This is a genomic window from Amycolatopsis mongoliensis (genome assembly GCF_030285665.1).
Taxonomy (GTDB): Bacteria; Actinomycetota; Actinomycetes; order Mycobacteriales; family Pseudonocardiaceae; genus Amycolatopsis; species Amycolatopsis mongoliensis.
Genome location: NZ_CP127295.1, coordinates 9,702,390 through 9,721,963, shown reverse-complemented (window position 1 = coordinate 9,721,963; position 19,574 = coordinate 9,702,390). Strand labels below are relative to the sequence as shown.

The 19,574-nt window shown below is 73.3% G+C and carries 20 protein-coding genes; 12 read left to right on the top strand and 8 right to left on the bottom strand.

Annotation, left to right across the window (positions count from 1 at the left end; translation table 11 throughout):
- Position 1 precedes the first annotated feature (1 nt).
- A complete protein-coding gene (locus QRX60_RS46555) occupies positions 2 to 1,870 on the top strand; it encodes a helix-turn-helix domain-containing protein (RefSeq protein ID WP_285997860.1) in 1,869 nt (622 codons plus the stop codon).
- Between the two features lie 3 nt (positions 1,871 to 1,873).
- On the opposite strand, the gene QRX60_RS46550 is transcribed toward QRX60_RS46555, so the two are convergent.
- A complete protein-coding gene (locus QRX60_RS46550; RefSeq protein WP_285997859.1) occupies positions 1,874 to 3,019 on the bottom strand; it encodes an MFS transporter in 1,146 nt (381 codons plus the stop codon).
- 30 nt (positions 3,020 to 3,049) lie between these two features.
- Between QRX60_RS46550 and QRX60_RS46545 the strand changes: the two genes are divergently transcribed.
- On the top strand, positions 3,050 to 4,060 hold the full coding sequence (locus QRX60_RS46545) for a LacI family DNA-binding transcriptional regulator (protein ID WP_285997858.1): 1,011 nt from the start codon (positions 3,050 to 3,052) through the stop codon (positions 4,058 to 4,060).
- Here QRX60_RS46545 and QRX60_RS46540 read toward each other — a convergent pair.
- The gene (locus QRX60_RS46540; RefSeq protein ID WP_285997857.1) at positions 4,050 to 4,943 is read right to left on the bottom strand and encodes an NADP-dependent oxidoreductase; all 894 of its coding nucleotides are present in this window, start codon (positions 4,941 to 4,943) and stop codon (positions 4,050 to 4,052) included. The genes QRX60_RS46545 and QRX60_RS46540 overlap by 11 nt on opposite strands.
- A gap of 79 nt (positions 4,944 to 5,022) precedes the next feature.
- On the opposite strand from QRX60_RS46540, the gene QRX60_RS46535 reads away from it, so the two are divergent.
- Positions 5,023 to 5,559, top strand: a complete 537-nt coding sequence (locus QRX60_RS46535; RefSeq protein WP_285997856.1) for a TetR/AcrR family transcriptional regulator — start codon at positions 5,023 to 5,025, stop codon at positions 5,557 to 5,559.
- Between the two features lie 35 nt (positions 5,560 to 5,594).
- Here the strand turns inward: QRX60_RS46535 and QRX60_RS46530 are convergent, their stop codons facing one another.
- Positions 5,595 to 6,794, bottom strand: a complete 1,200-nt coding sequence (locus tag QRX60_RS46530; protein ID WP_285997855.1) for an extracellular catalytic domain type 1 short-chain-length polyhydroxyalkanoate depolymerase — start codon at positions 6,792 to 6,794, stop codon at positions 5,595 to 5,597.
- Positions 6,795 to 6,982: 188 nt separating this feature from the next.
- Here QRX60_RS46530 and QRX60_RS46525 point away from each other — a divergent pair, with 188 nt between their 5' ends.
- Positions 6,983 to 8,311: a tannase/feruloyl esterase family alpha/beta hydrolase gene (locus QRX60_RS46525; RefSeq protein ID WP_286003837.1), complete on the top strand. Its 1,329-nt coding sequence runs from the start codon at positions 6,983 to 6,985 to the stop codon at positions 8,309 to 8,311.
- A 96-nt stretch (positions 8,312 to 8,407) separates the two neighbouring features.
- Here QRX60_RS46525 and QRX60_RS46520 read toward each other — a convergent pair whose 3' ends face one another.
- On the bottom strand, positions 8,408 to 9,358 hold the full coding sequence (locus QRX60_RS46520) for a glycoside hydrolase family 6 protein (RefSeq protein ID WP_285997854.1): 951 nt from the start codon (positions 9,356 to 9,358) through the stop codon (positions 8,408 to 8,410).
- A 310-nt stretch (positions 9,359 to 9,668) separates the two neighbouring features.
- On the opposite strand from QRX60_RS46520, the gene QRX60_RS46515 reads away from it, so the two are divergent.
- Entirely contained in the window at positions 9,669 to 10,076 is a 408-nt protein-coding gene (locus QRX60_RS46515) for a hypothetical protein (protein ID WP_285997853.1), read from the top strand.
- 66 nt (positions 10,077 to 10,142) lie between these two features.
- Entirely contained in the window at positions 10,143 to 10,727 is a 585-nt protein-coding gene (locus QRX60_RS46510; protein ID WP_285997852.1) for a dihydrofolate reductase family protein, read from the top strand.
- Here QRX60_RS46510 and QRX60_RS46505 read toward each other — a convergent pair.
- From QRX60_RS46505 to QRX60_RS46495, 3 genes are read right to left on the bottom strand one after another with little or no spacing between them, the layout of a single operon-like run.
- Entirely contained in the window at positions 10,702 to 11,697 is a 996-nt protein-coding gene (locus tag QRX60_RS46505) for a TolB-like translocation protein (RefSeq protein WP_285997851.1), read from the bottom strand. The genes QRX60_RS46510 and QRX60_RS46505 overlap by 26 nt on opposite strands.
- On the bottom strand, positions 11,694 to 12,938 hold the full coding sequence (locus QRX60_RS46500; protein WP_285997850.1) for an MFS transporter: 1,245 nt from the start codon (positions 12,936 to 12,938) through the stop codon (positions 11,694 to 11,696). The genes QRX60_RS46505 and QRX60_RS46500 overlap by 4 nt, the downstream gene beginning before the upstream one ends.
- A 4-nt stretch (positions 12,939 to 12,942) precedes the next feature.
- Positions 12,943 to 13,818, bottom strand: a complete 876-nt coding sequence (locus QRX60_RS46495; protein WP_285997849.1) for an alkaline phosphatase family protein — start codon at positions 13,816 to 13,818, stop codon at positions 12,943 to 12,945.
- Positions 13,819 to 14,054: 236 nt separating this feature from the next.
- On the opposite strand from QRX60_RS46495, the gene QRX60_RS46490 reads away from it, so the two are divergent.
- Both QRX60_RS46490 and QRX60_RS46485 read left to right on the top strand, forming a co-directional pair.
- A complete protein-coding gene (locus tag QRX60_RS46490; RefSeq protein ID WP_285997848.1) occupies positions 14,055 to 14,318 on the top strand; it encodes a hypothetical protein in 264 nt (87 codons plus the stop codon).
- Positions 14,315 to 15,355: an FAD:protein FMN transferase gene (locus tag QRX60_RS46485; protein ID WP_285997847.1), complete on the top strand. Its 1,041-nt coding sequence runs from the start codon at positions 14,315 to 14,317 to the stop codon at positions 15,353 to 15,355. Before QRX60_RS46490 ends, QRX60_RS46485 begins: the two co-directional genes overlap by 4 nt.
- On the opposite strand, the gene QRX60_RS46480 is transcribed toward QRX60_RS46485, so the two are convergent.
- Complete coding sequence (locus tag QRX60_RS46480; RefSeq protein ID WP_286003603.1) at positions 15,319 to 16,521, bottom strand: IS110 family RNA-guided transposase; 1,203 nt, start codon at positions 16,519 to 16,521, stop codon at positions 15,319 to 15,321. The two genes, QRX60_RS46485 and QRX60_RS46480, sit on opposite strands and share 37 nt — an antisense overlap.
- A gap of 224 nt (positions 16,522 to 16,745) precedes the next feature.
- Here QRX60_RS46480 and QRX60_RS46475 point away from each other — a divergent pair, with 224 nt between their 5' ends.
- The 4 genes from QRX60_RS46475 (at position 16,746) to QRX60_RS46460 (ending at position 19,444) form a co-directional block, all read left to right on the top strand.
- Positions 16,746 to 17,315 (top strand): ferric reductase-like transmembrane domain-containing protein, encoded by a 570-nt coding sequence (locus QRX60_RS46475; protein ID WP_285997846.1) that lies wholly within the window; start codon positions 16,746 to 16,748, stop codon positions 17,313 to 17,315.
- The gene (locus QRX60_RS46470; RefSeq protein WP_285997845.1) at positions 17,312 to 18,442 is read left to right on the top strand and encodes an NADH-ubiquinone oxidoreductase-F iron-sulfur binding region domain-containing protein; all 1,131 of its coding nucleotides are present in this window, start codon (positions 17,312 to 17,314) and stop codon (positions 18,440 to 18,442) included. Before QRX60_RS46475 ends, QRX60_RS46470 begins: the two co-directional genes overlap by 4 nt.
- Positions 18,439 to 18,633 (top strand): ferredoxin, encoded by a 195-nt coding sequence (locus QRX60_RS46465; RefSeq protein ID WP_285997844.1) that lies wholly within the window; start codon positions 18,439 to 18,441, stop codon positions 18,631 to 18,633. The genes QRX60_RS46470 and QRX60_RS46465 overlap by 4 nt, the downstream gene beginning before the upstream one ends.
- A 67-nt stretch (positions 18,634 to 18,700) precedes the next feature.
- Positions 18,701 to 19,444: an SIR2 family NAD-dependent protein deacylase gene (locus tag QRX60_RS46460; protein ID WP_285997843.1), complete on the top strand. Its 744-nt coding sequence runs from the start codon at positions 18,701 to 18,703 to the stop codon at positions 19,442 to 19,444.
- The last annotated feature ends 130 nt before the right edge of the window (positions 19,445 to 19,574 follow it).

Sequence of the window (19,574 nt, the reverse complement as noted above, 5' to 3'; positions counted from 1 at the left end):
CATGACGGCCGTGACCGCACCCACGGACGCGCTGCGCCGGCTGCTCGACCTGCTCGCCTCCGGGGCGAGCAGCGAGCAGCTGGCGCACGTCGTCGTGGCCGCGCGGGCCGACGGCGCTCTCGGCCCGGCGGACCTGACCGCCCTGGCCAGCGCGGGCGAGCTGGCCCTGCGGATCCGCGAGACGCTCGCGGAACACCGGCGGCGCGAGGCCCAGCTCGGCGCGCTGTTCGACACCGCGAGCGAACTCGCCGCACTGTCCGACCCGGACACCGTCCTGCGCTCGATCGTCCGGCGGGCGCGGGCACTGCTGAACGTCGACGTCTCCTACCTGTCGCTCAACGACGAGGCCGAGAACAAGACCTACGTCCGGGTCAGCGACGGGTCGGTGTCGGCGGAGTTCCAGCAGATCGTGCTCGGCATGGGCGAGGGCCTCGGCGGGCTGGTGGCGCAGACCGCGCGGCCGTACTCGACGTCGGACTACTTCCACGACGACCGGTTCAAGCACACCCGCCACATCGACTCCGGCGTCCAGGACGAGGGCCTGACCGCGATCCTCGGCGTCCCCCTGGCCATCGGCCCCAAGGTGCTCGGCGTCCTCTTCGCGTCGGACCGCGGCACGCGGGAGTTCACCGCGGACGAGGTGGCGCTGCTGTCGTCGCTCGCCGACCACGCGGCGATCGCGCTCGACAGCGCGAACCTGCTCGACCAGACCCGGCGCGCGGTCGCCGAGCTCAACGAGGCCAACGCGACGATCCGGGCGCACACCGAGGCGATGGAACGTGCCCAGGACGCGCACGACCGGCTGACCGACCTGGTGCTGCGCGGCGGTGACCTGCCGGACGTCGCGGCGGCCGTCGCCGGGGTGCTGCACGGCGACCTCACGGTCTACGACGCCGACGGCAGGCTGCTGGCCGGCTCGGCCGCCCCCGCCGCGCTCGACCCGGACGCGCTCGCCGCAGCCCGTGCCGCCGGGCGAGCAGTGTCCACAGAGGACACGTGGGTGTGTGCGGTGCAGGCCGGTCCCGAACTGCTCGGCAGCCTGGTGCTGGCCGGGCGCGACGGGCTCACCGATCCGGACCGGCGGCTGTTCGAACGCGCGGGCGTCGTCACGGCGTTGCTGCTGATGCTGCGGCGGTCGGTGGTGCGGGCCGAGGACGAGGTCCGCGGCGAGCTGCTGACCGACCTGCTCACCGCGCCCGACCGGAACCCGCGGGCGCTGCTGGCGCGCGGCCGCCGGCTGGGGATCGACCTGTCGGCGCCGCACGCGGTGCTGGTCGCGCACGCGGACGGCGGTTCCCGGCGGCGCTTGGCGAGCGCGGCCGCCCGGCACGCGACGCTGGTGGGAGTGCACGCGGAGGAGGTCGTGCTGCTCGGTGCGGGCGACCCGGACGAGCTGGCCCGCCGCGTGGCGGCCGACCTCGGCGCGGCGACGGGCCGCCCGGTGACGGTGGGCGCGGCGGGCCCGGCGAGCGGCCCGTCGGCGATCGCTTCGGCCCACGGCGAAGCGGCACGGTGCGTCCGGGCACTGCTGGCGCTGGGCCGGACCGGCGAAGGCGCGGCGATGGCGGGGCTCGGCTTCCTCGGCCAGCTGCTCGGCGACCACGCGGACCTCGACGGGTTCGTGCGGCAGACGCTGGGGCCGGTCCTGGACTACGACGCGCGCCGGGGCACGGAACTGGTGGCGACGCTGCGGGCGTACTTCGCGAGCGGTGCACAGCTGGCGCGGACGAAGGACGTGCTGCACGTCCACGTGAACACGGTGGTGCAGCGGCTGGAGCGGGTGGCGTCGCTGCTGGGGGAGGAGTGGCAGACGCCGGACCGGGCGCTGGAGATCCAGCTGGCGCTGCGGGTGCACCGGCTGGGCGGCTGAGCTTCAGCCCGCGAACGCGGCCGACCGGCGCACCACGAGGGCCGCGCCCAGGCCGCAGACCGCCGCGACGACCGCCGTCGCCGGCAGCATTCCGTGGTCCGACCCGATGCCGCCGAGCGCGGCACCCAGCGCGATGCCGATCTGGAACGCCACGATGTAGACCGCCGACGCCAGGTCCGGCCGGCTCTTCGCCACGCGGAGGACCGCCGCCTGCAGCACCACGCCGATGCCCGCCGCGGGCCCGGCCCAGAAGACGATCGCCACGCCCGCGACGCCCGGGCCCGGGGCGGCCAGCAGCGCCACCATGCACACCGCGAGACCGCCGGTCGTGATCAGCGCCGTCGCGCGCGGGTGGCGGTCGACGTGCCGGCCGATCAGGACCAGGCCGAGCAGGCCGGCCGTGCCGTGGGCGAACAGCAGCGTCGACGTCGCCGCGCCGGTGAGGTGGACGTACCGCGCGATGATCGCCGTGATGTAGGTGAACGCCGCGAAATGGCCGGTCACCACGAGCAGCGTCGTCAGGTGGACCGGGAGCAGCGACCGGTCGGCGATCACCCGGCGTCCCCGGGCCGCGGCCGCCTCCGCGGGCATTGGGCCGACCGTCAGGCGGATGACCAGCGCCGTCAGCGCCGCGACGCCGGCCACCGCGAGGACCGCGGTCCGCCAGCCGAGGGTCGCGCCGAGCCACGAGCTGGCCGAGAGCCCGAACAGGAAGGCCAGGGAGTTCCCGGCGAACACGACCGCCGTCGCGCGGCCGCCCTGCCCGGGCCCGAGCAGCCGGGTGGCCATCGACGCGACCACCGACCAGAACACGCCGTGGCCGACGGCCGCCACCAGCCGCGCGGCGACGGCGACGCCGTAGCCCGGCGCGACCGCCATGACCAGGTTCGACACCACGATCATGCCGAGCGTGACCAGCGCGGTCGTCCGGCGGTCCCAGTGCGACGTCAACGCCACCAGTGGCACCACCGACACCGCGACGACCAGCGCGTAGCCGGTCATCAGCAGCCCGATCGCGGAGTCCCCGACCCCCAGCCCGGCCGCGAGCTGGGGCAGCAGGGCGACGGGCAGGTTCTCCGAGGTCACGGACACGAAGCAGGCGGCGCTGAGCGCTCCCAGCGCGAGCTTCGTCCGGGGCGGGGCGAGCATTGTTTAACGATACACAGCTAAGGTGGGCCCATGTCCAGACCCACGATGGCGGACGTCGCGCGCCGCTGCGGTGTCTCGGCGATGACCGTGTCGTACTGCTACAACCAGCCCGACCGGGTCGCCCCGGAGACGCTGCGCCGCGTCCGCGAGGTCGCCGCCGAGCTGGGCTACCGCGGGCCGGACCCCACCGCGCGGTCCCTGCGCCGCCGCCACAACGGCGCGATCGGCGTCGTGCTCGGCGAGCACCTCGCCTACGCCTTCGAAGACCCGCAGGCCCGCCGGTTCCTCGCCGGCGTCGCCGAGGTCTGCCGCGAGCGCGGGAGCGGGCTGAACCTCATCCCGACGACCGGCGCCGACGACGACGTCGAACGCGTGCGGTCGGCGTCGGTCGACGGCTACATCGTCTGGACGACCGTCGACACCGACCCGGTGCTCGACGTCGTGAGCGGTCTCGGCAAGCCGGTCGCGATCCACGGCGGGCCCGCGTTCGCCGGGGCCCACGTGGTCGGCATCGACAACCGCGCGTCCGCGCGTGAGCTGGCCGCGCGCACGTTCGCCGGCGCCCGGCGGCCGGCCGTGCTGAGCTTCCCCTTCGACCGTGACCGCCGACCGAGGCTGGAAATCGGGCCCGCACCGGAAACCGTGGCGTTCCCCGTCACCCGCGAGCGGCTCCTCGGCATCTACGACCAGCTCGGCGATCCGGGCGGCGTGCCGGTCGCCGTCGTCGCCCGCAACGACCGCGACGAAGCCGCGAAGCTGGCCGACGCGCTGCTGGACACCGGACCCGACGCGGTGATCGCCATGAGCGACCAGCTCGCCTTCGCCGTCCTCGACGCCGCGAGCCGCCGTGGCCTGCGGGTGCCCGAGGACGTCGCGGTGGCCGGGTGGGACGACGACCCGGACGCGGACCGCGCCGGGCTCACGACCATCGCGCAGTCGCTCTTCGCACAGGGCCGCGACTGCGCCCTGATCGCGCTCGGCGAGCGGGGCCCGGACCGGCCCGCGGACTGGACCGCGACCGTGCGGACGACTACCCGCTGACCGCCACGACCAGCTTCCCCCGCCGTGGCCCGCGCTCGGCGGCGGCGTGCGCGGCGGCCGCGTCGGTGAACACCTCCTCGACCGGAACGCGGAACCGGCCCTCCTCGAAGAGCCCGGCCGCGAGTGCGAGGCCGTGCCGTCCGTCCGGCTCGCCGCCCAAGGCCCCGACCGAGACGCGAACGCCCTGAGCCGGGCCGCTGAAGTCGGCCAGCGTGAGCACCGACGAGGGTGACCCCGTCAGCGCGACCAGCTCCGGCAGCGAGCCCCGGCCGGCGACGTCGAGGGCCGCGTCGACCCCGCCGGACACCCGCGCGGGCAGGCCGGGACCGTACGAAACCGGCGTCGCACCCAGCCTTTCGACGAACTCCAGGTCGCCTGCCGTCCCGATCACCCGCGCACCCCGGGCGAGCGCCAGGCCCACCACGAGACTGCCGACGCCGCCGGACGCGCCGTCGACCAGCAGCGTCATGCCGTCCCGGACGTCCAGGAGGTCGAGCGCACGGGTGGCCGTCTCGATCCCGGAGCCCGCCGCGCCCGCCTGCTCCCACGGCATCGACGCCGGCTTCGGTGCCCAGAACGCGAGCACGGCGAACTCGGCCGTCGCCCCGCCGAGCCGGGCGAGGTCGACCGTGCCGAACACCTCGTCGCCGACCGCGGCCCCGGGACCGGCTTCGTCCACGACACCCGCGGCGTCGACGCCGGGGATGTGGGGCAGCGCGACAGGGGAGCGCGACTTCCCGGCGCGGATCGCCAGGTCCACCGGCGAGACACCGGCCGCCCGCACGCGGACCCGCACCTCGCCCGGCCCGGCGTGCGGCTCCGGGAGTTCCCCCACGGACAGGACTCCGGGCGGCCCGAACCGCTCGAACCGGGCTGCGAACACGATCACTCCTCGCCGTCGGACACGCTGACCGCGCCTACGCTAGGAGTGATCACCGGTGCCGAGCGGGGAAGTGAGAGCCGTGCGGGACGAACTGACTCGGAAACGCCGGGCGGACGCCGAGGACAACCGCCGTCACCTCGTCGCGGTCGCGCACACGGCCTTCGCGCGGCACGGCCCGGACCTGCCGGTGCGGGAGATCGCGCGACGCGCGGGCCTGGCTCCCGCGACCGTCCACCGGCACTTCCCGTCCCGCGCCGACCTGCTCGCGGCCGTGCTCGCCGGCCAGGTGGACCGGTGCGAGGGGCAGCTGCGGGCCGCGCTCGCCGACCCGGACAGCCGCCGCGCGCTGACCCGCACGTTCCACCGCTTCGGCGAGTGGCGGGTCCAGGAGCCCGGCCTCCTGGGCGTCCTCGAAGGACCGGAGTTCGTCGGCCGGCGCCGGGCGCACGCCGAGGCGTTCGCGCGGCTGGTCGAGCGGGCCCGCGCCGACGGCGTCCTGCGGCCCCGGGTGTCTCTCGAGGACGTCCGGCTCGCGCTGACGGCGACCACGTCGGCGCGGACGGGACCGGCGGCCCGGCGCTTGACCGCGGTGCTGCTGACCGGACTGCTGGCCTGAGTGCGGCCCGGCCGGCCGGGCCGAGCCGCACGCGGCTAGCACTGCCCGTCGGCGAGGACCCAGTAACCCGGTGACGTCTCGCGCAGGGCGTGCGTGGTGAACGTGTTCCACAGGCCCATCGCCTGGTTGGAGCCGTTCGCGTACACCTGACCGGCGCTCTGGTGCGCGCGGCCTGCCTGCGTGTGGGCGTAGTTGCTCGCGTTCACGCACGTGCCCGCGGGCTGGGTGGTCGTGGTCGTCGGCGGTGCCGTCGTGGTGGTCGGCGTGGTCCCGGATCCCTTGTCCAGCCCGAAGAACACGCCCGTGTAGTAGCTGGAACAGATGCCGGCGAGGAAGTACGCGCCGGTGCTGCCGCACTGCGTCGCGCCGGTGCCCGGGTCGACCGCGGTGCCGTGGCCCATCCCGGCGATCGAGTACAGCTGGACCTTGTCGCCGTAGTTCGTCAGCGTGGTGCCGCCGGGCAGGGACTGCGTGCTCGTCGGCGTCTGCGAAATCCCGTGCACCGCGGTCCACTGGTCGCGCAGCTCGGTGCCGTTGACCGGGTAGACCGTGTAGTCGCCGGTGCCCTGCCAGATCGCCACGCGCGGCCACGGCCCGCTGTAGCCGGGGTACTGCGCCTTGGCCTTCGACGCCCACTGAGCCGGGGTCAGGTTCTGGTTGTTCTGCTGGCAGCTCGTCGCTTCGGTGATGCTCGTGGCGCACTGCGCGGGCAGCCCGGCGTTGATGCCACCGCCGGCGAAGACGTCCGGGTACGCGGCGAGCAGGTCCGCGGTCATGCCGCCGCCGGCCGACAGGCCCGTGACGAACACCCGGGACCGGTCCGAGCCGTGGTCGGCGATCGCCTTGTCCACCATGGCCTTGACGGACGCGGCCTCGCCGTTGCCCCGGGTGTCGTCGGCGGTCGAGAACCAGTTGAAGCACTTGAGTGAGTTGTTCGCGGTCGACTGCTGCGGGAACACGACCTCGAAGCGCCACTTGTCGGCCAGCTCGGGCCAGCCGGAGTGGGCGTAGTAGTCCGAGGCGCTCTGCGTACAGCCGTGCAGGGCGACGACGACCGGGCGGCCGGACTCGAGCCCGGCGGGGGTGTAGGTGTACATCGCGAGGGCGCCCGGGTTGGCGCCGAAGTTCGAGACCTGGACCAGGGACGACGGCGGCGGGTCGGCCGAGGCCACCCCGACGGTGGTGAGCACGGCGGCGGTGATCGCGGCGAGTCCGGCGAAGGCGAGTTTGCGCATGAGGGACTCCTTCTCGTCGTTGAGAGGGTTTCCAGCGACGCTAGGTCGGCCTTCCGGTTCGGGCCATGTGGCCGTCCACCACATCCCCGCGGCGATTCATGGTGACCGGCGGGGTGGCTCTCGCCGGGTGCACGCGCTTGGGTTCGTTCCATCGAGACCGGAGGTGAACCGTGCGCAGATGGCTGGTTGTGGTTCTGGCGGGGGCGCTCGCGGCGGCGCTGCCCGCTTCGGCGTCGGCTTCGGCCGGGCGCTGCCGGGTGGACGTGCCCGGTGCCGAGAAGTCCGTGTCCGCCTGCCTGGACGACCTGACGACGACCGGCACGCTCGCGTCCGGGCACACCGTCGAGGCGGACTGGGCCGGGCTGACGTCGGCCGGGCTGCCGGGGTACGGCCGGGTGCCCGGCGTCCAGGTCGACGGGTACTTCCCGGACACGTCGACGGCCAACACCAACAACGGCTGGAACCACGACTCGCAGTTCGTGCTGCGCCTGCCGTCGCACTGGAACGGCGGCCTGGTCGTCTCCGGCTCGCCGGGCGTGCGGCGGCAGTACGCGAACGACCGCGCGATCGGCGACCAGGCACTGGCCGAGGGCTACGCGTTCGCCGCGACCGACAAGGGCAACACCGGCGCCGCGTTCTACGACGACGGCGTCCGGCCGGGCGACGCGCTGGCCGAGTGGAACACGCGTGTCACGCAGCTGACGCTGGCCGCCCGCGCCGCGGCGACGCGGCACTACGGCCGTCCGGTCACGCGGACGCTGGCCGCCGGGCTGTCCAACGGCGGGTACCTCGTGCGGTGGCAGCTGGAGAACCGGCCGTGGCTCTACGACGGGGGCGTCGACTGGGAGGGGACGCTGTGGCGTGCCGACGGACCGAACCTGCTCACGTTCCTGCCGCCGGCCCTGCGCGCCTACCCGGCTTACGCGGCGGGCTCCCCGGCGGCGCACCAGTCCATTTTGGACGCCGGGTTCGCGCCGGGGTCGGAGTTCCTGTGGGACTACCACTACCGCGTCTACTGGGACCTGACCCAGCGGATCTACCGGGAAGAGGTCGACCCGTCGTTCGACGGCGCGCTCGCGGCGGGGATCCCGTTCTGTGCTTCGGGAACGCCGTCGTGTGACGCCGACTACGCGTACTCCTCGCGGCCCGCTTCGGTGGCCCGGGCGGTGGAGCGGATCTCGCTGACCGGGCGGATCGGCAAGCCGCTGCTCACGCTGCACGGCACGCTCGACACGCTGCTGCCGATCACGCAGGACTCCGATGTGTACGACAGGATGATCGCTTCCGCCGGGCGCGGGTCGCTGCACCGGTACTACCGGGTGGTCGGCGGCAACCACGTCGACGGCCTGGTCGACGCGTACCCGGACCGGCTGCGGCCGCTGGGGCCGTGCTTCCGGACGGCGTTCGACGCACTGGGCGGGTGGCTGCGCGGGGTCCGCCCGCCGGCTTCCTCGACGATCGCCCGTCCGCCCGGCGCGACCCCGGCCGACCTGGCGCGCACCTGCTCACTGGCCTGACCCCCAGCGCCCCAATGTGGCGTTCGGTGCGTCCCACGCACCGAACGCCACATTGGGTGCGTCTGACGCAACCAACGCCACATTGGGGCGCTCGGGTCAGTCGCCCTGGATGAGGTGGTTGGCCAGCGCGGGGCTGAACGTGCCCGCCGGGACGCCCGTGCCGTAGCCGCAGCTGCCGTCGGAGTCGCCCGGGACCTTGATCCACAGCTGCATCTCCGGGCCGCCGCCGAGCTGGGACGGCGCGCCCAGCTTGCGCTTCGGCGGGTTGCACCACTCGGTGTCCGTGCCGTGGCCGTTGCCGTTGCGGCTGGAGTCCACGACGAACGGCGCCGCGTAGCCCAGGGCGGCGTCGACGGCCTTGCCGTACGTCGTCGAGTCGGCCGTGGAGTAGAAGTTGGACACGTTCAGCACGAACCCGTGGATGGACTGCACGCCCGCCGACTTCAGCCGCGAAGCCATCGTCGCCGCCGGGATCCACGTCGCGTTGCCGCCGTCCAGGTACGCCCACGTGTTGGGCGCCTTCTGCGCGAACTGCGCCGCCGCGTAGTTCAGCAGGTCGAGCCGGGTCTGGCGGGCGTCGCCGGACAGGCAGTCGAGCTGGGCGAGCGCGTCCGGTTCGATGATCGCCACCGCCGGCTTGCCGCCGATGCCGTCGGCGAACGCGGAGATCCAGTCGCGGTAGGCCTGCGGGCTGCCGGCGCCGCCCGTCGACTCGCCGCCGCAGTCGCGGCCGGGGATGTTGTAGGCGACCAGCACCGGCAGCTTGTCGGCGACGTCGGCGGCGTAGGTGAACGCGTCGACCGCCGTGCGGACGTCCCCGCTCCAGGTGCCGAACCAGCGGGCGCCGGGCTTGGTCGCGATCGACGTCCGGATCGGGCCGGCCAGGCTGTCGCCGGGGTGGTCACGGACCCACACCGCCGGGTTGGAGCCGGGGTCGGCGTAGAAGCCGTTCGTCTTCTCGAGCGGGTTGCCGTCGGCGGCGAGCGCCGGGGACGCCAGCCCGGTGAGCGCCAGCGTCGCGGCCACGAGGAGGGGCGGAATGCGCATTCGGCGAGTTTGCCGAAGTGGCGTACACGAGGCGTACAAAAACAGAAGTGAACCGGACGCGGCCGGCGCCCGTACTACTGGGTGAGGGGCGCGTTGCGGCTACCCTAAAACCGGTTCTCACCTGCGGTTTCGCCGCCGGAAGGGCGACCCCGTTCGGCCGCTTGCGTGAGTGTTGCCCGTCGTTCATGATGGGCTTCCGGGGTCCGCGAAACATTCGTTCACGTCGAATATCCAGGTGTCGGCCATGCTTCGGAAGAACCGCAAGTCCGGAAGTGAACGCCATGCTGCTACCCGTCACCGGGGCCTCCTGATGGCCGCGGATCTGTCCGGTTTCGCCATCGTCGCCGGCGTGCTGCTCCCGGCACTCGCCGCCGCGGCCTGGGCCATCTCACTCGAACGCCGGCCACGCCGAGCGGCCGTCGCGGCCGAGCCCGACCCCGAGCCGGACTGGACGGTCGCCGGCATCCAGGCCCGCCTCCGCTTCGAGCAGGCGGCCCGGAGGTTCGCCGAGGCCGGCACGATCGCGCTGCCGACCCTCCCGATCCCCGAGCAGATCGGCCGCGGCTCGTCCCCGGACCGGCTGCCACGGCGGGTGCCACGCACGTCCCCGCCGGCTCGTCCGCCCTCGGGCCGCTTCCGGGCGCCCCGGCTGGCGTTCGCGGCCCCGGACGGCGAGCTGATGCGGCGCATCCTCGACGGCCTGCGCGAGCTGGACTGAGCTGTCGATCCGCGGCCCCGCCGTTCGTTCAGGAGGTGACCAGCCACCTGGACGGAAGGACACCCCGTGCGGTCGATCAACGTCACCATGAGCGTCAGCCTCGACGGGGTCGTGCAGGGCCTCGGCCGGCCCGACGAGGACACCCGCGGCGGCTTCGCGCACGGCGGCTGGGGCAACCGGTACCAGGACGACGTCCTGGCCCGGGAGATGGGCAAGGGCATGAGCCGCGCCGGGGACATGCTCTTCGGGCGGCGGACCTGGGAGGACTTCACCTCCGCCTGGGCCGGGCGTGAAGACGGCAACCCCTTCACCGCCCACCTGAACGCCGCCACGAAGTACGTCGCCTCGGCCACCCTCGAGGACGCCGACGCCTGGCAGAACTCCGTGCTGCTGCGCGGCGACGCCGAAAAGACCGTCGCCGAGCTGAAGGCGCAGCCCGGGAACGCCCTGTCCGTCATCGGCAGCGCCTCGCTCGTGCACACCCTGCACGCCGCCGGCCTGGTCGACCGCTACACGCTGCTGATCCACCCCTTGACCCTCGGCACCGGCCGACGCCTGTTCGAGGGACCGGCGCCGCTCACCGAGTTCACGCTCGCCGGCAGCGTCACGACCACGAAGGGCGTGCTCATCGCCCGGTACGAGCGTCGCTGAGCGCGGCGGGGGACTCCGCCTCCGGGATCAGCAGCCGGGCCTGGCCCGAGCCGTCGGCCGGCACCGACCAGACGTCCGCGTGACCCGGTCCACGGGGCACGCCGTAGCCGATCGTGTGGTCGTCGAGCCACGCCGGCTGGTCGTCGACGCTGCGGGTTTCGGCCAGCGGGGTCACCTTCGACGACGCCAGGTCCACGACGGACAGCCGCCAGCCGTTCGCCGGGTCACCGTCCACAGCGGACTTGAACGCCACGCGCGTCCCGTCCGGCGACAGGGACGGGCACTCGACGTTCTCCCGCAGCGTCCGGACCGTGTGCGCGGCGAAGTCGCCGGCGACGAGGTAGCGGTGCCCGGCCGTCGACATCGTCGCGTAGAAGTGGCGGTCGTCGCGGGTGAACGTGACGCCCCAGAAGTTGAGGTCCGCGGCCTGGTACGGCTTCCCGTCGAGCGTCACCGCGTAGTCCTCCAGGGTCCCGGCCAGGTCGCCGGTCGCCGTGTCGAGGATGCCGGCGCGGGTGGAGAACATGCCGCCGTTGTACGAGTCACCGGTGACGAACACCGTCCACGCGAGCATCCGGCCGCTCGCCGACACCCGGGCGCGGTTCGGCAGCCCGACCAGCGGGATCTCCCGGGTCACCGCGAGGCCCGCGTCGAGCACCGCCAGCTGGTAGGTGGTCAGGTCGCCGTCCTGGCGCAGGCAGAGCCCGGTGCCGCCGGCGGCGTACACCCGTGCGCACGACAGCGGTGACACCGTCCGCGGGCCGCCCGGGTCGATCGCCGACACGGTGGTGACGTGCCCGCGGTCGGCGTCGGCGGTGCTGCGGAACAGCAGCCGCGGGCCGGGGGAGAGGCTCACCACGCCGGTCGCGGCGACGTCGTGGCCGCGCGCGCTCGCGAACCCGACGTAGGCGACCGCCGCCCCGGCCAGCACGAGCACGCCGAGGACGGCGATCAGGATCCGGGTCTTCACGCGGCCGCCTTCCGCGGTGACAGCACCACGAACGTGACGCCGATCGCGACCACCGCCCCGCCCGCCGCCACGCCGACGGCGAGCCCGGCGCCCCAGAACTGCCAGGCCAGTCCGAAAAGGACGGACGAGGCGAAGTACGCAAGCGCTTGCGCCGTCTGCACCAGGGAAATCCCCGTGGTGCGCAACGACTCCGGCAGCAGCGGGCCGGCCAGCGCCATCAGGACGCCGTCGGTCGCCGCGTAGAACGTGCCGTACAACGCGAGCGCCGCCGCGAACAGCGGCCAGCCGGACACCGGCCCGGCCAGCAGCAGGTAGACGAGCGCGAGCGCGCCGTAGCCGCCGAGCACCACCGGCAGCCGGCCGACCCGGTCCGCCAGCGCGCCCAGCGGCGCCGCCAGCAGCAGGTAGCTCAGGTTGGTGCCGACCGCGAGCAGCGGGAACCACCCGGTCGCGATGTCCTCCTTGTGCTGCAGCAGCAGGTAGACGAACCCGTCGCCGACCGTTGCCAGCCCGAGCACGCACGCGGCCACCAGCAGCCGCCGCACGCCGCTGCCGCGCAGCAGGGCCGCGACCGCGCGCGGCGACACCGTGCCCGCCGCGACCGGGGGCGTCCGGCGGTCGCGGACGAACAGCACGAGCAGGAGCACGCCGATCGCGGCGACGCAGAAGCTGACGACGAACACCGCGTCGAACGCCTCGGGATCGGTGGCGCCGACCGCCGCGAGGACGCCGAGGGCGACCAGCGGCCCGGCGAACGCGCCCACGCTGTCCATCGCCCGGTGCACGCCGAAGGCCCGCCCGAGCAGCGGCTCCGGCGCCGAGAGGGTGATCAGCGCGTCCCGCGGCGCCGTCCGCAGGCCCTTGCCGGTGCGGTCGGCGGTGATCACGGCGCCGATCGCGGCCGCCGACGCCCCGGCCGCGAGCAGGCCGAGCTTGGCCACCGCGGACAGCGCGTAGCCCACGCCGGCCACGACCTTGCGGCGGCGGACCCGGTCCGCGACGTACCCGCCGACGATCCGCAGCAGTGCCGTGGCGCCGGTGTAGAGGCCGTCGACCACGCCGTACGCGGCGGGCCCGAGGTGCAGCCCGAGCACCAGGTACACCGGCAGGACCGCGGTGACCATCTCGGAAGAGACGTCGGTGACCAGGCTGACCGCGCCGAGCGCGAAGACGTTCGCGCCGACCGCCGAGAGCTTGCCTTTCGTGGTGTGCTCCCGGCGGCCGAGGGTGGCGAGGTACACGCGGCTACTGCCAGACGTCGAGGATCGGCGACTTGCTCGCGGCGCCGCCGATGCCCGGCAGGCCGTACGAAGCCTCGATCGTGCGCAGCACGGTGTAGTGGTTGATCGACTCGCTGTAGCTGCCGACCTGGACGTGCGCGCCGGTGAAGGTGGTGAAGATCTGGTTCACGGACGTGCCGCTGTCCTCGTCGAAGGTGGTGATCAGCAGGCTGTTGTGCGTCTTGGCCCACTGTGCGTAGGCGTCGAGGTGGTTCTTGAGCCAGGTGTCGCCGGTGCCGATCGAGCAGTCGTGCATGTCGTTGCACATGTCGGGCGTCACGAAGGCGACCGTCGGCAGCTGGGTGAAGTCGGCCGGGAAGCTCGAGTACCGGACGTTGCTCGCGGCCGGGACGTTCGAGAAGTCGACCCAGCTGTTGTGCTTGCGCCGGTAGGTGCCGCTGGAGCAGCCGGTGTAGCCGTCCGAGGGCATGGCCTCGGAGAAGCCCTTGAAGGTCTTGCCGGCGTCGATCAACTGCCGGCCGAGGTTGGCTTTGGCGCCGAGGTCGGCGGGGCAGGAGTCGTCGGTGACGCCCTGCGTCGCGCCCGAGAAGAGGGCGACGTAGTTCGGCTGGCTCGGGTGGGTGATGGCGAAGGAGTTCGTGAACTTCGCGCTCTGCGCGGCGAGGGTGTTGAAGTAGGGCGCGCTGGAGCTGCCGTTGATCGAGGAGTACTTCTTGTTCTCGAACATCACGAGGACGATGTGGTCGAACGCCGGCACGGTCGACGCGGTGGGCCGCACGGCCACGGGCTCGTCCGTTCCGGTGACGACGGCCGCGGTGGCGACACCGGCTGTGACCAAGGTTGCGGCGGCGAACACGGCGAAGATCCGCTTGCGGATCATGGGTCCTCCAACGGTGGCGGGTGAGGGCGCCTCATGATGCCCACCGCAGGGGACCGGAACGTGGGCGTGTCGTGGTCCGGCTCGTGAACACCAGGAAACCTCCGGCAGACAACGGAAAGAGTGGGTTAATCGCTTTCCGGTGTCAACCTCCTTTGGTATGAGTCCATAAAGGACGGCCAGGGAGTTGACAGGTCGCTCCCAGGTCGTTCAAAGGAACGGCGCCGAGACTCGGTCCCATGGAACCCACCACGACAGGCGGCGCGGCCCGCCGAGAGCACGGCCGGCGCAAGGCCGCCCTGGTCACCGCGACGGTCGCGGTGCTGGGCGCAGCCACCGCCGGCGCGATCGGCTTCGGCCTTTCGACCGCTTCGGCCTCCGACGACACGACCACGCAGACCAGCACCACCGGCTCCGGCAGCTCCCAGGACCAGCTCCAGTCGACCGACGGCGGCCTGAGCTCCGGCTCGGGCAGTGCCCACGCGGGATCGGGCGCGTCGTGACCACGGCGGCGCGGGCGTTCGGCGCCCTGGGCACCACGGCGGAGATCGTGGTGACCGACCCCACGCGGCTCCCGGCCGCGGTCGGCCTGCTGCGCGAAGAGCTCGACGCGATCGACGTCGCCTGCAGCCGGTTCCGGGCGGACTCGGAGATTTCGCGGCTGCACGAGCAGGCCGGGCGCCAGGTCCGGATCGGGCCACTGCTGGCGGAGGCGCTGGGCACGGCGTTGCGCGCGGCCCGGCTGACCGGCGGCCTGGTGGACCCGACGGTCGGGGCCGCGGTGCGGGCGCTCGGGTACGACCGCGACTTCGCGCTGGTCACCGGCGGCGCGGCTGCTTCGGCGGCCGCGCTCGGCGGTGCGCCGGTCCTGAATGAGTCATCCCAGACCTCCCACCGGCCCGGTCCGGCCCACCCGGCTCCCGCGCCGGGGTGGCACCGGGTGCTCTTCGACCCGGCCCTGCGCCTGGTCGTCCTCCCGCGCGGCGTCCAGCTCGACCTCGGTGCCACCGCGAAAGCCCTTGCCGCCGACCGGGCCGCGCGCCGGATCCACGCCGCGCTCGGGTGCGGCACCCTGGTGAACCTCGGCGGTGACCTCCGCGTCGCCGGTCCGGAACCCGCCGGCGGCTGGCAGGTCGCACTCGGTGACGACCACGCCGAAGCCGTCGCCCGGCCGGACGCGAGAGTCGCCCTGCACCGCGACGGCGCCCTCGCCACCTCCGGGACCACCCGGCGGCGCTGGCGCCACGCCGGGCGCACCGTGCACCACATCGTCGACCCGCGCACCGGCGACGTCGCGGAATCACGCTGGCGCACCGTCACCGTCGCCGCCAAGTCCACTGTGGACGCCAACACCGCGAGCACCGCGGCCATCGTCCTCGGGGCGGACGCACCGCGCTGGCTCGAGCAGCGACGGCTGCCCGCGCGGCTCACCTCCGACGCCGGCGACGTCGTCACGACACCGGGCTGGCCCGCCGAAAGGACTTCCCAATGGGGATTGTCAAGTCACGCAGCCGCCGGGATCGGAGGTGAAGCGTGGTAGCGGCAGTCGTCGCGGAGCATGGCCCACAAGACGTTGAGGCGTCGGCGGGCGAGGCAGAGCAGCGCCTGCTCGTGTCGTTTGCCCTCAGCTCGTTTGCGCTGGTAGTAGGCCTTCGAGGCGGGACAGGCCGGCAGGCTGGCCATGGCGGCAAGGTAACAGGATCGCAGCAGGCCGCGGTGGTAGCGGCGAGGCCGTCGCAGGTTGCCGCGGATGCGGCCGGAGTCGCGGGGCACGGGCGCGAGACCGGCGTAGCCGGCGAGACGGTCGACCGAGCCGAACGCGCTCATGTCGCCGCCGGTGGCGGCGAGGAACTCCGCAGCAAGAGTCGGCCCGAAGCCGGGCAGGGTGAGCATCACCTCGGCGTGGCGGTGCCGGCGAAACCGCTCTTCGATCATCGCGTCGATCTCGGCGATTTCGGTGTTGAGCGCGATCACCCCCTTGGCCAGCCGTTCGACCATCGCCGCGGCCAGTTTCTGTCCGGGCAACGTGGTCTGCTGCGCGGCGGCGGCCTCGATCGCCAGATGCGCGACGATGTCGGCGTTGCGGGCCTTGCGGTGGCGCAGCCAGTGGGCCAAGCGCTGCTCGCCCAGCCTGCGGATCGCGTCGGGGGTCTGGTAGCCGGTGAGCAGCAGCAGATGTCCTTTGCGGGACAGGTCAAGGCTGCGTTCCAGCGCGGGGAAGTATTCCAGCAACTGGTGCCGGATCCGGTTGATCTGGCGGGTGCGGTCGCAGATCAGGTCGGTGCGCCGGTTGGTCAGGGTCCGCAAGTCGACGGCGATCTCGTCCCCGGCCCGCAGTGGCCCGAGATCGCGGCGGATCCGGGCCTGGTCGGCAATGACGAACGCATCCTTGGCGTCGGTTTTGCCTTCGCCCCGGTAGGTTCCGGCGGCGCGGTGGACTTTCAGCCCGGTGATGTAGACCAGCGGCTGGTCGTGGTTGACCAGCAACCCGATCAGCAGCGCCGCACCGCCGCAGTTCAGATCGATCGCCCACAGCGCATCGGCGTCGATCGCGAGAACGTCAGCGATCAAGGCCAGCAGGTCGGTTTCGTCATTGCGGACCCGCCGCGACAGCAGCCGCACACCGCTGTCGTCGATCACCACGCAGTGGTGGTGTTCCTTGCCGATGTCCACGCCGGCCCAGATCCGGGGCACGACCACCTCCATCACTTGAGCTCCGCAGTTCACCCACAGACGACCACGCCGACGCTGTCCTACACAGCGATCCCATCGCATATCCCAATCAGCGGTCGTGCCGTCACGGGAGCCCAGGCGGCCAAGTCCTTTCAGCCTTAACACCGGCGTGAGCATGAAAGCCATACCTGAGCCCCAGGGCCCACCGATCCTACGAATGACCAGTTCAGACCCAACAAAGAAGGTAGGACAGCCGCATGAGCTCCGCCGTCTGGTACTTCAGCCGCGCGACCGGCCTCGTGTCGCTCGTGCTCTTCACCGGTGTCGTCGTCCTCGGCGCGCTCGGCGCCGGCCGGTTCGCGACGCGGGAGTGGCCGCGGTTCACCCTCGCCGCCCTGCACCGGAACCTCGCCCTGACCAGCCTCGCGTTCCTCACCGCGCACATCATGTCGGCGATCCTCGACGGCTACGTCTCGCTGAGCTGGCTCGACGTCATCGTCCCGTTCGGCTCGGAGTACCAGCCGCTCTGGGTCGGCTTCGGCGCCGCCGCGATCGATCTGCTGCTCGCGATCGTCGTCACCAGCCTGCTGCGCACGCGCATCCCGCCGCGGGCCTGGCGGGCCGTGCACTGGCTGGCCTACCTCTGCTGGCCGGTCGCGCTGGTGCACGGCTTCGGCATGGCCGAGAACGACGCCGCGTACGGCTGGATCGTCGCCCTCGACGTGTCCTGCGTGCTGGCCGTGCTCGGCGCCGTCGCCTTCCGGGCCACGCGCCAGGACGCCGACACCGCGACCCGCAAGCTCTCGCCGCTCGGAGGCACCCGATGACCATCCTGCCGCCCCACCACCTCGACCTGGCCGGCCACCGGCGCCGCAACGGCGTCGTGCCCTGGGTCGCCTACCACGGCGAAGACGGCCGCGACCGGCTGATCGAAGCCGTCGCCGCGGCGGACCTGCGCGGCCGCGGCGGCGCGGGCTTCCCGACCGCGGTCAAGCTGCGCTCGGCCCGGGCACCGCGCTCGGTCGTCGTCGCGAACGGCTGCGAAGGCGACCCGCTCAGCCACAAGGACGCCGCGCTGCTGACGCTGTCCCCGCACCTGGTGCTCGACGGCCTGCAGCTCGCCGCGCACGCCGTCGGCGCCGGGGAAGCCGTCCTCTGCGTGCACGCGGGCAGCCCGGTGCTGCCGAGCGTCTTCGCCGCGCTCGCCGAACGCGACGACCCCGTGCCGGTGCGCGTCGAGGAGATCCCGCGGCGGTACGTCGCCAGCGAGGAGACGGCGCTCGTCCACTACCTGACGTCGGGGGACGCGCGGCCGCTCGGCAAGTCGCCGCGGCCCGACGAACGCGGGGTGCGCGGCCGGCCGACACTGGTGGACAACGTCGAAACGCTGGCGCAGCTGGCGCTGGTGATCCTCCTCGGCCCGCAGCACTACCTTTCCGCCCGCCGGGACCTGGTCACGGTGACCGGCGTGGTCCGGCGGCCCGGGGTCGTGGAGGTGGCGCCCGGAGCGCCGTTGACGGCGGTGCTGGCCGCCGCGGGCGGCGAGACCGAGCCGGTGCAGGCGGTGCTGGTCGGCGGCTACGGCGGGACCTGGACGTCGGACTTCCGGTTCGGCGTCTCGGGGATTCCGGCGGTGTACGCGCTCCCGGCCCGGGCGTGCGGGCTCGAGTACACGGCGAAGGTGCTGGCGTTCCTGGCGGCGGAGTCGGCCCGGCAGTGCGGGCCGTGCATGTTCGGCCTCCCGGCGATCGCGGCGGACTTCGCCGAACTGCTCCGCGGCGGCCCGTCGACGGCCCGGCTGGCCCGCCGTCTTCCCCCGCTCACCGGCCGCGGGGCGTGCGCGCACCCGGACGGCGCGGCGCGCCTCGCGGCGAGTGCGTTGCAGGTGTTCGGTGCCGACCTGGCAGCGCACTCGGCCGGTGGCCGGTGCCGGATTCTGGAGCGTGTGGCGTGAAAGTGACGGTGGATCCGATCGGGTGCCGGGCGCACGGGCTGTGCGCGGACCTGCTGCCGGAGGCGGTGCGGCTGGACGAGTGGGGCTATCCCGTGGTGGCCTCGGGCCCGGTGCCGCCCGGGCTGGTGGCGGAGGCCCGGCGTGCGGTGGCCGCGTGCCCGGCGCTGGCGTTGCGGCTGCGGAAGGACTGAGCCGTCCCCCGGCCGCCGGCGGCAAATCCGGTCGTCGGAAGCGCCGGCGGGTGGTTAACCTCCGGGTATGGAGCCTTTCGACCGGATCCGCGGTGCCCGGCTGATCGGTGTGCTGACCGGTGCGGGCATCTCCACCGCGTCCGGCATCCCCGACTACCGCGGTCCCGACGGCGTCTGGACGCGTTCGCCGAATGCGGTCAACGCCTTCACGCTCGAGAACTTCCTGGCCGACGCCGAAGTGCGCCGGGAGTTCTGGCGCAGCTACACCGGCCACGCGGTCTGGACCGCCGAGCCGAACGCGGCCCACCGCGCCCTCGCGGACCTGGACGGTTCGGGGGCCGCCGTGCGCGTGCTCACCCAGAACGTCGACGGCCTGCACCAGAAAGCCGGCCTCGCCGCGCGCAAGGTCCTCGAGCTGCACGGCTCCATGCACACCACGCGGTGCATCCGCTGCCCGGTGCGGCTCCCGACCACCGAAGTGCTGGCTCGCGGCGAAGAAGACCCGCACTGTCCCGGATGCGGTGGGATCCTCAAGCCCGACGTCGTCCTCTTCGGACAGGCACTGGACGGGGAAACCCTCAGCCGCGCCCGCAACGTGGCCGCGGCGAGCGAGGTCTTCCTGGCCATCGGCAGCTCGCTGCAGGTGGAACCGGCCGCGTCGCTGTGCACGATCGCCGCGGAGTGCGGCGCGACGCTGGTGATCGTCAACCACCAGCCGACGCCGTACGACGAGTACGCCGCGTTCGTGCTGCGGGACGACATCGAGACGGTGGTCCCGCAGCTCTGCGCGGCGGTGCGGGGTCGTGAGTGAGAAACAGGGTCAGAACCCGGTTTCTCACTCACGACGAGCCGCGGCAGACCCGCGAACCGGCGCGGTCCGGCCGGCGACGTGCTTGCCCCCGGGTGCCGTTCGCCGGACCGGCGAACGGCACCCGGGAACC

What these genes read in the sequence shown, in the direction of transcription:
- QRX60_RS46480 (WP_286003603.1), bottom strand. Translation starts at nt 16,521, where the DNA reads ATGGAGGTGGTCGTGCCCCGGATCTGGGCCGGCGTGGACATCGGCAAG.
- QRX60_RS46515 (WP_285997853.1), top strand. Translation starts at nt 9,669, where the DNA reads ATGGCCGCGGATCTGTCCGGTTTCGCCATCGTCGCCGGCGTGCTGCTC.
- QRX60_RS46550 (WP_285997859.1), bottom strand. Translation starts at nt 3,019, where the DNA reads ATGCTCGCCCCGCCCCGGACGAAGCTCGCGCTGGGAGCGCTCAGCGCC.
- QRX60_RS46495 (WP_285997849.1), bottom strand. Translation starts at nt 13,818, where the DNA reads ATGATCCGCAAGCGGATCTTCGCCGTGTTCGCCGCCGCAACCTTGGTC.
- QRX60_RS46545 (WP_285997858.1), top strand. Translation starts at nt 3,050, where the DNA reads ATGTCCAGACCCACGATGGCGGACGTCGCGCGCCGCTGCGGTGTCTCG.
- QRX60_RS46530 (WP_285997855.1), bottom strand. Translation starts at nt 6,794, where the DNA reads ATGCGCAAACTCGCCTTCGCCGGACTCGCCGCGATCACCGCCGCCGTG.
- QRX60_RS46490 (WP_285997848.1), top strand. Translation starts at nt 14,055, where the DNA reads ATGGAACCCACCACGACAGGCGGCGCGGCCCGCCGAGAGCACGGCCGG.
- QRX60_RS46460 (WP_285997843.1), top strand. Translation starts at nt 18,701, where the DNA reads ATGGAGCCTTTCGACCGGATCCGCGGTGCCCGGCTGATCGGTGTGCTG.
- QRX60_RS46520 (WP_285997854.1), bottom strand. Translation starts at nt 9,358, where the DNA reads ATGCGCATTCCGCCCCTCCTCGTGGCCGCGACGCTGGCGCTCACCGGG.
- QRX60_RS46475 (WP_285997846.1), top strand. Translation starts at nt 16,746, where the DNA reads ATGAGCTCCGCCGTCTGGTACTTCAGCCGCGCGACCGGCCTCGTGTCG.
- QRX60_RS46470 (WP_285997845.1), top strand. Translation starts at nt 17,312, where the DNA reads ATGACCATCCTGCCGCCCCACCACCTCGACCTGGCCGGCCACCGGCGC.
- QRX60_RS46555 (WP_285997860.1), top strand. Translation starts at nt 2, where the DNA reads ATGACGGCCGTGACCGCACCCACGGACGCGCTGCGCCGGCTGCTCGAC.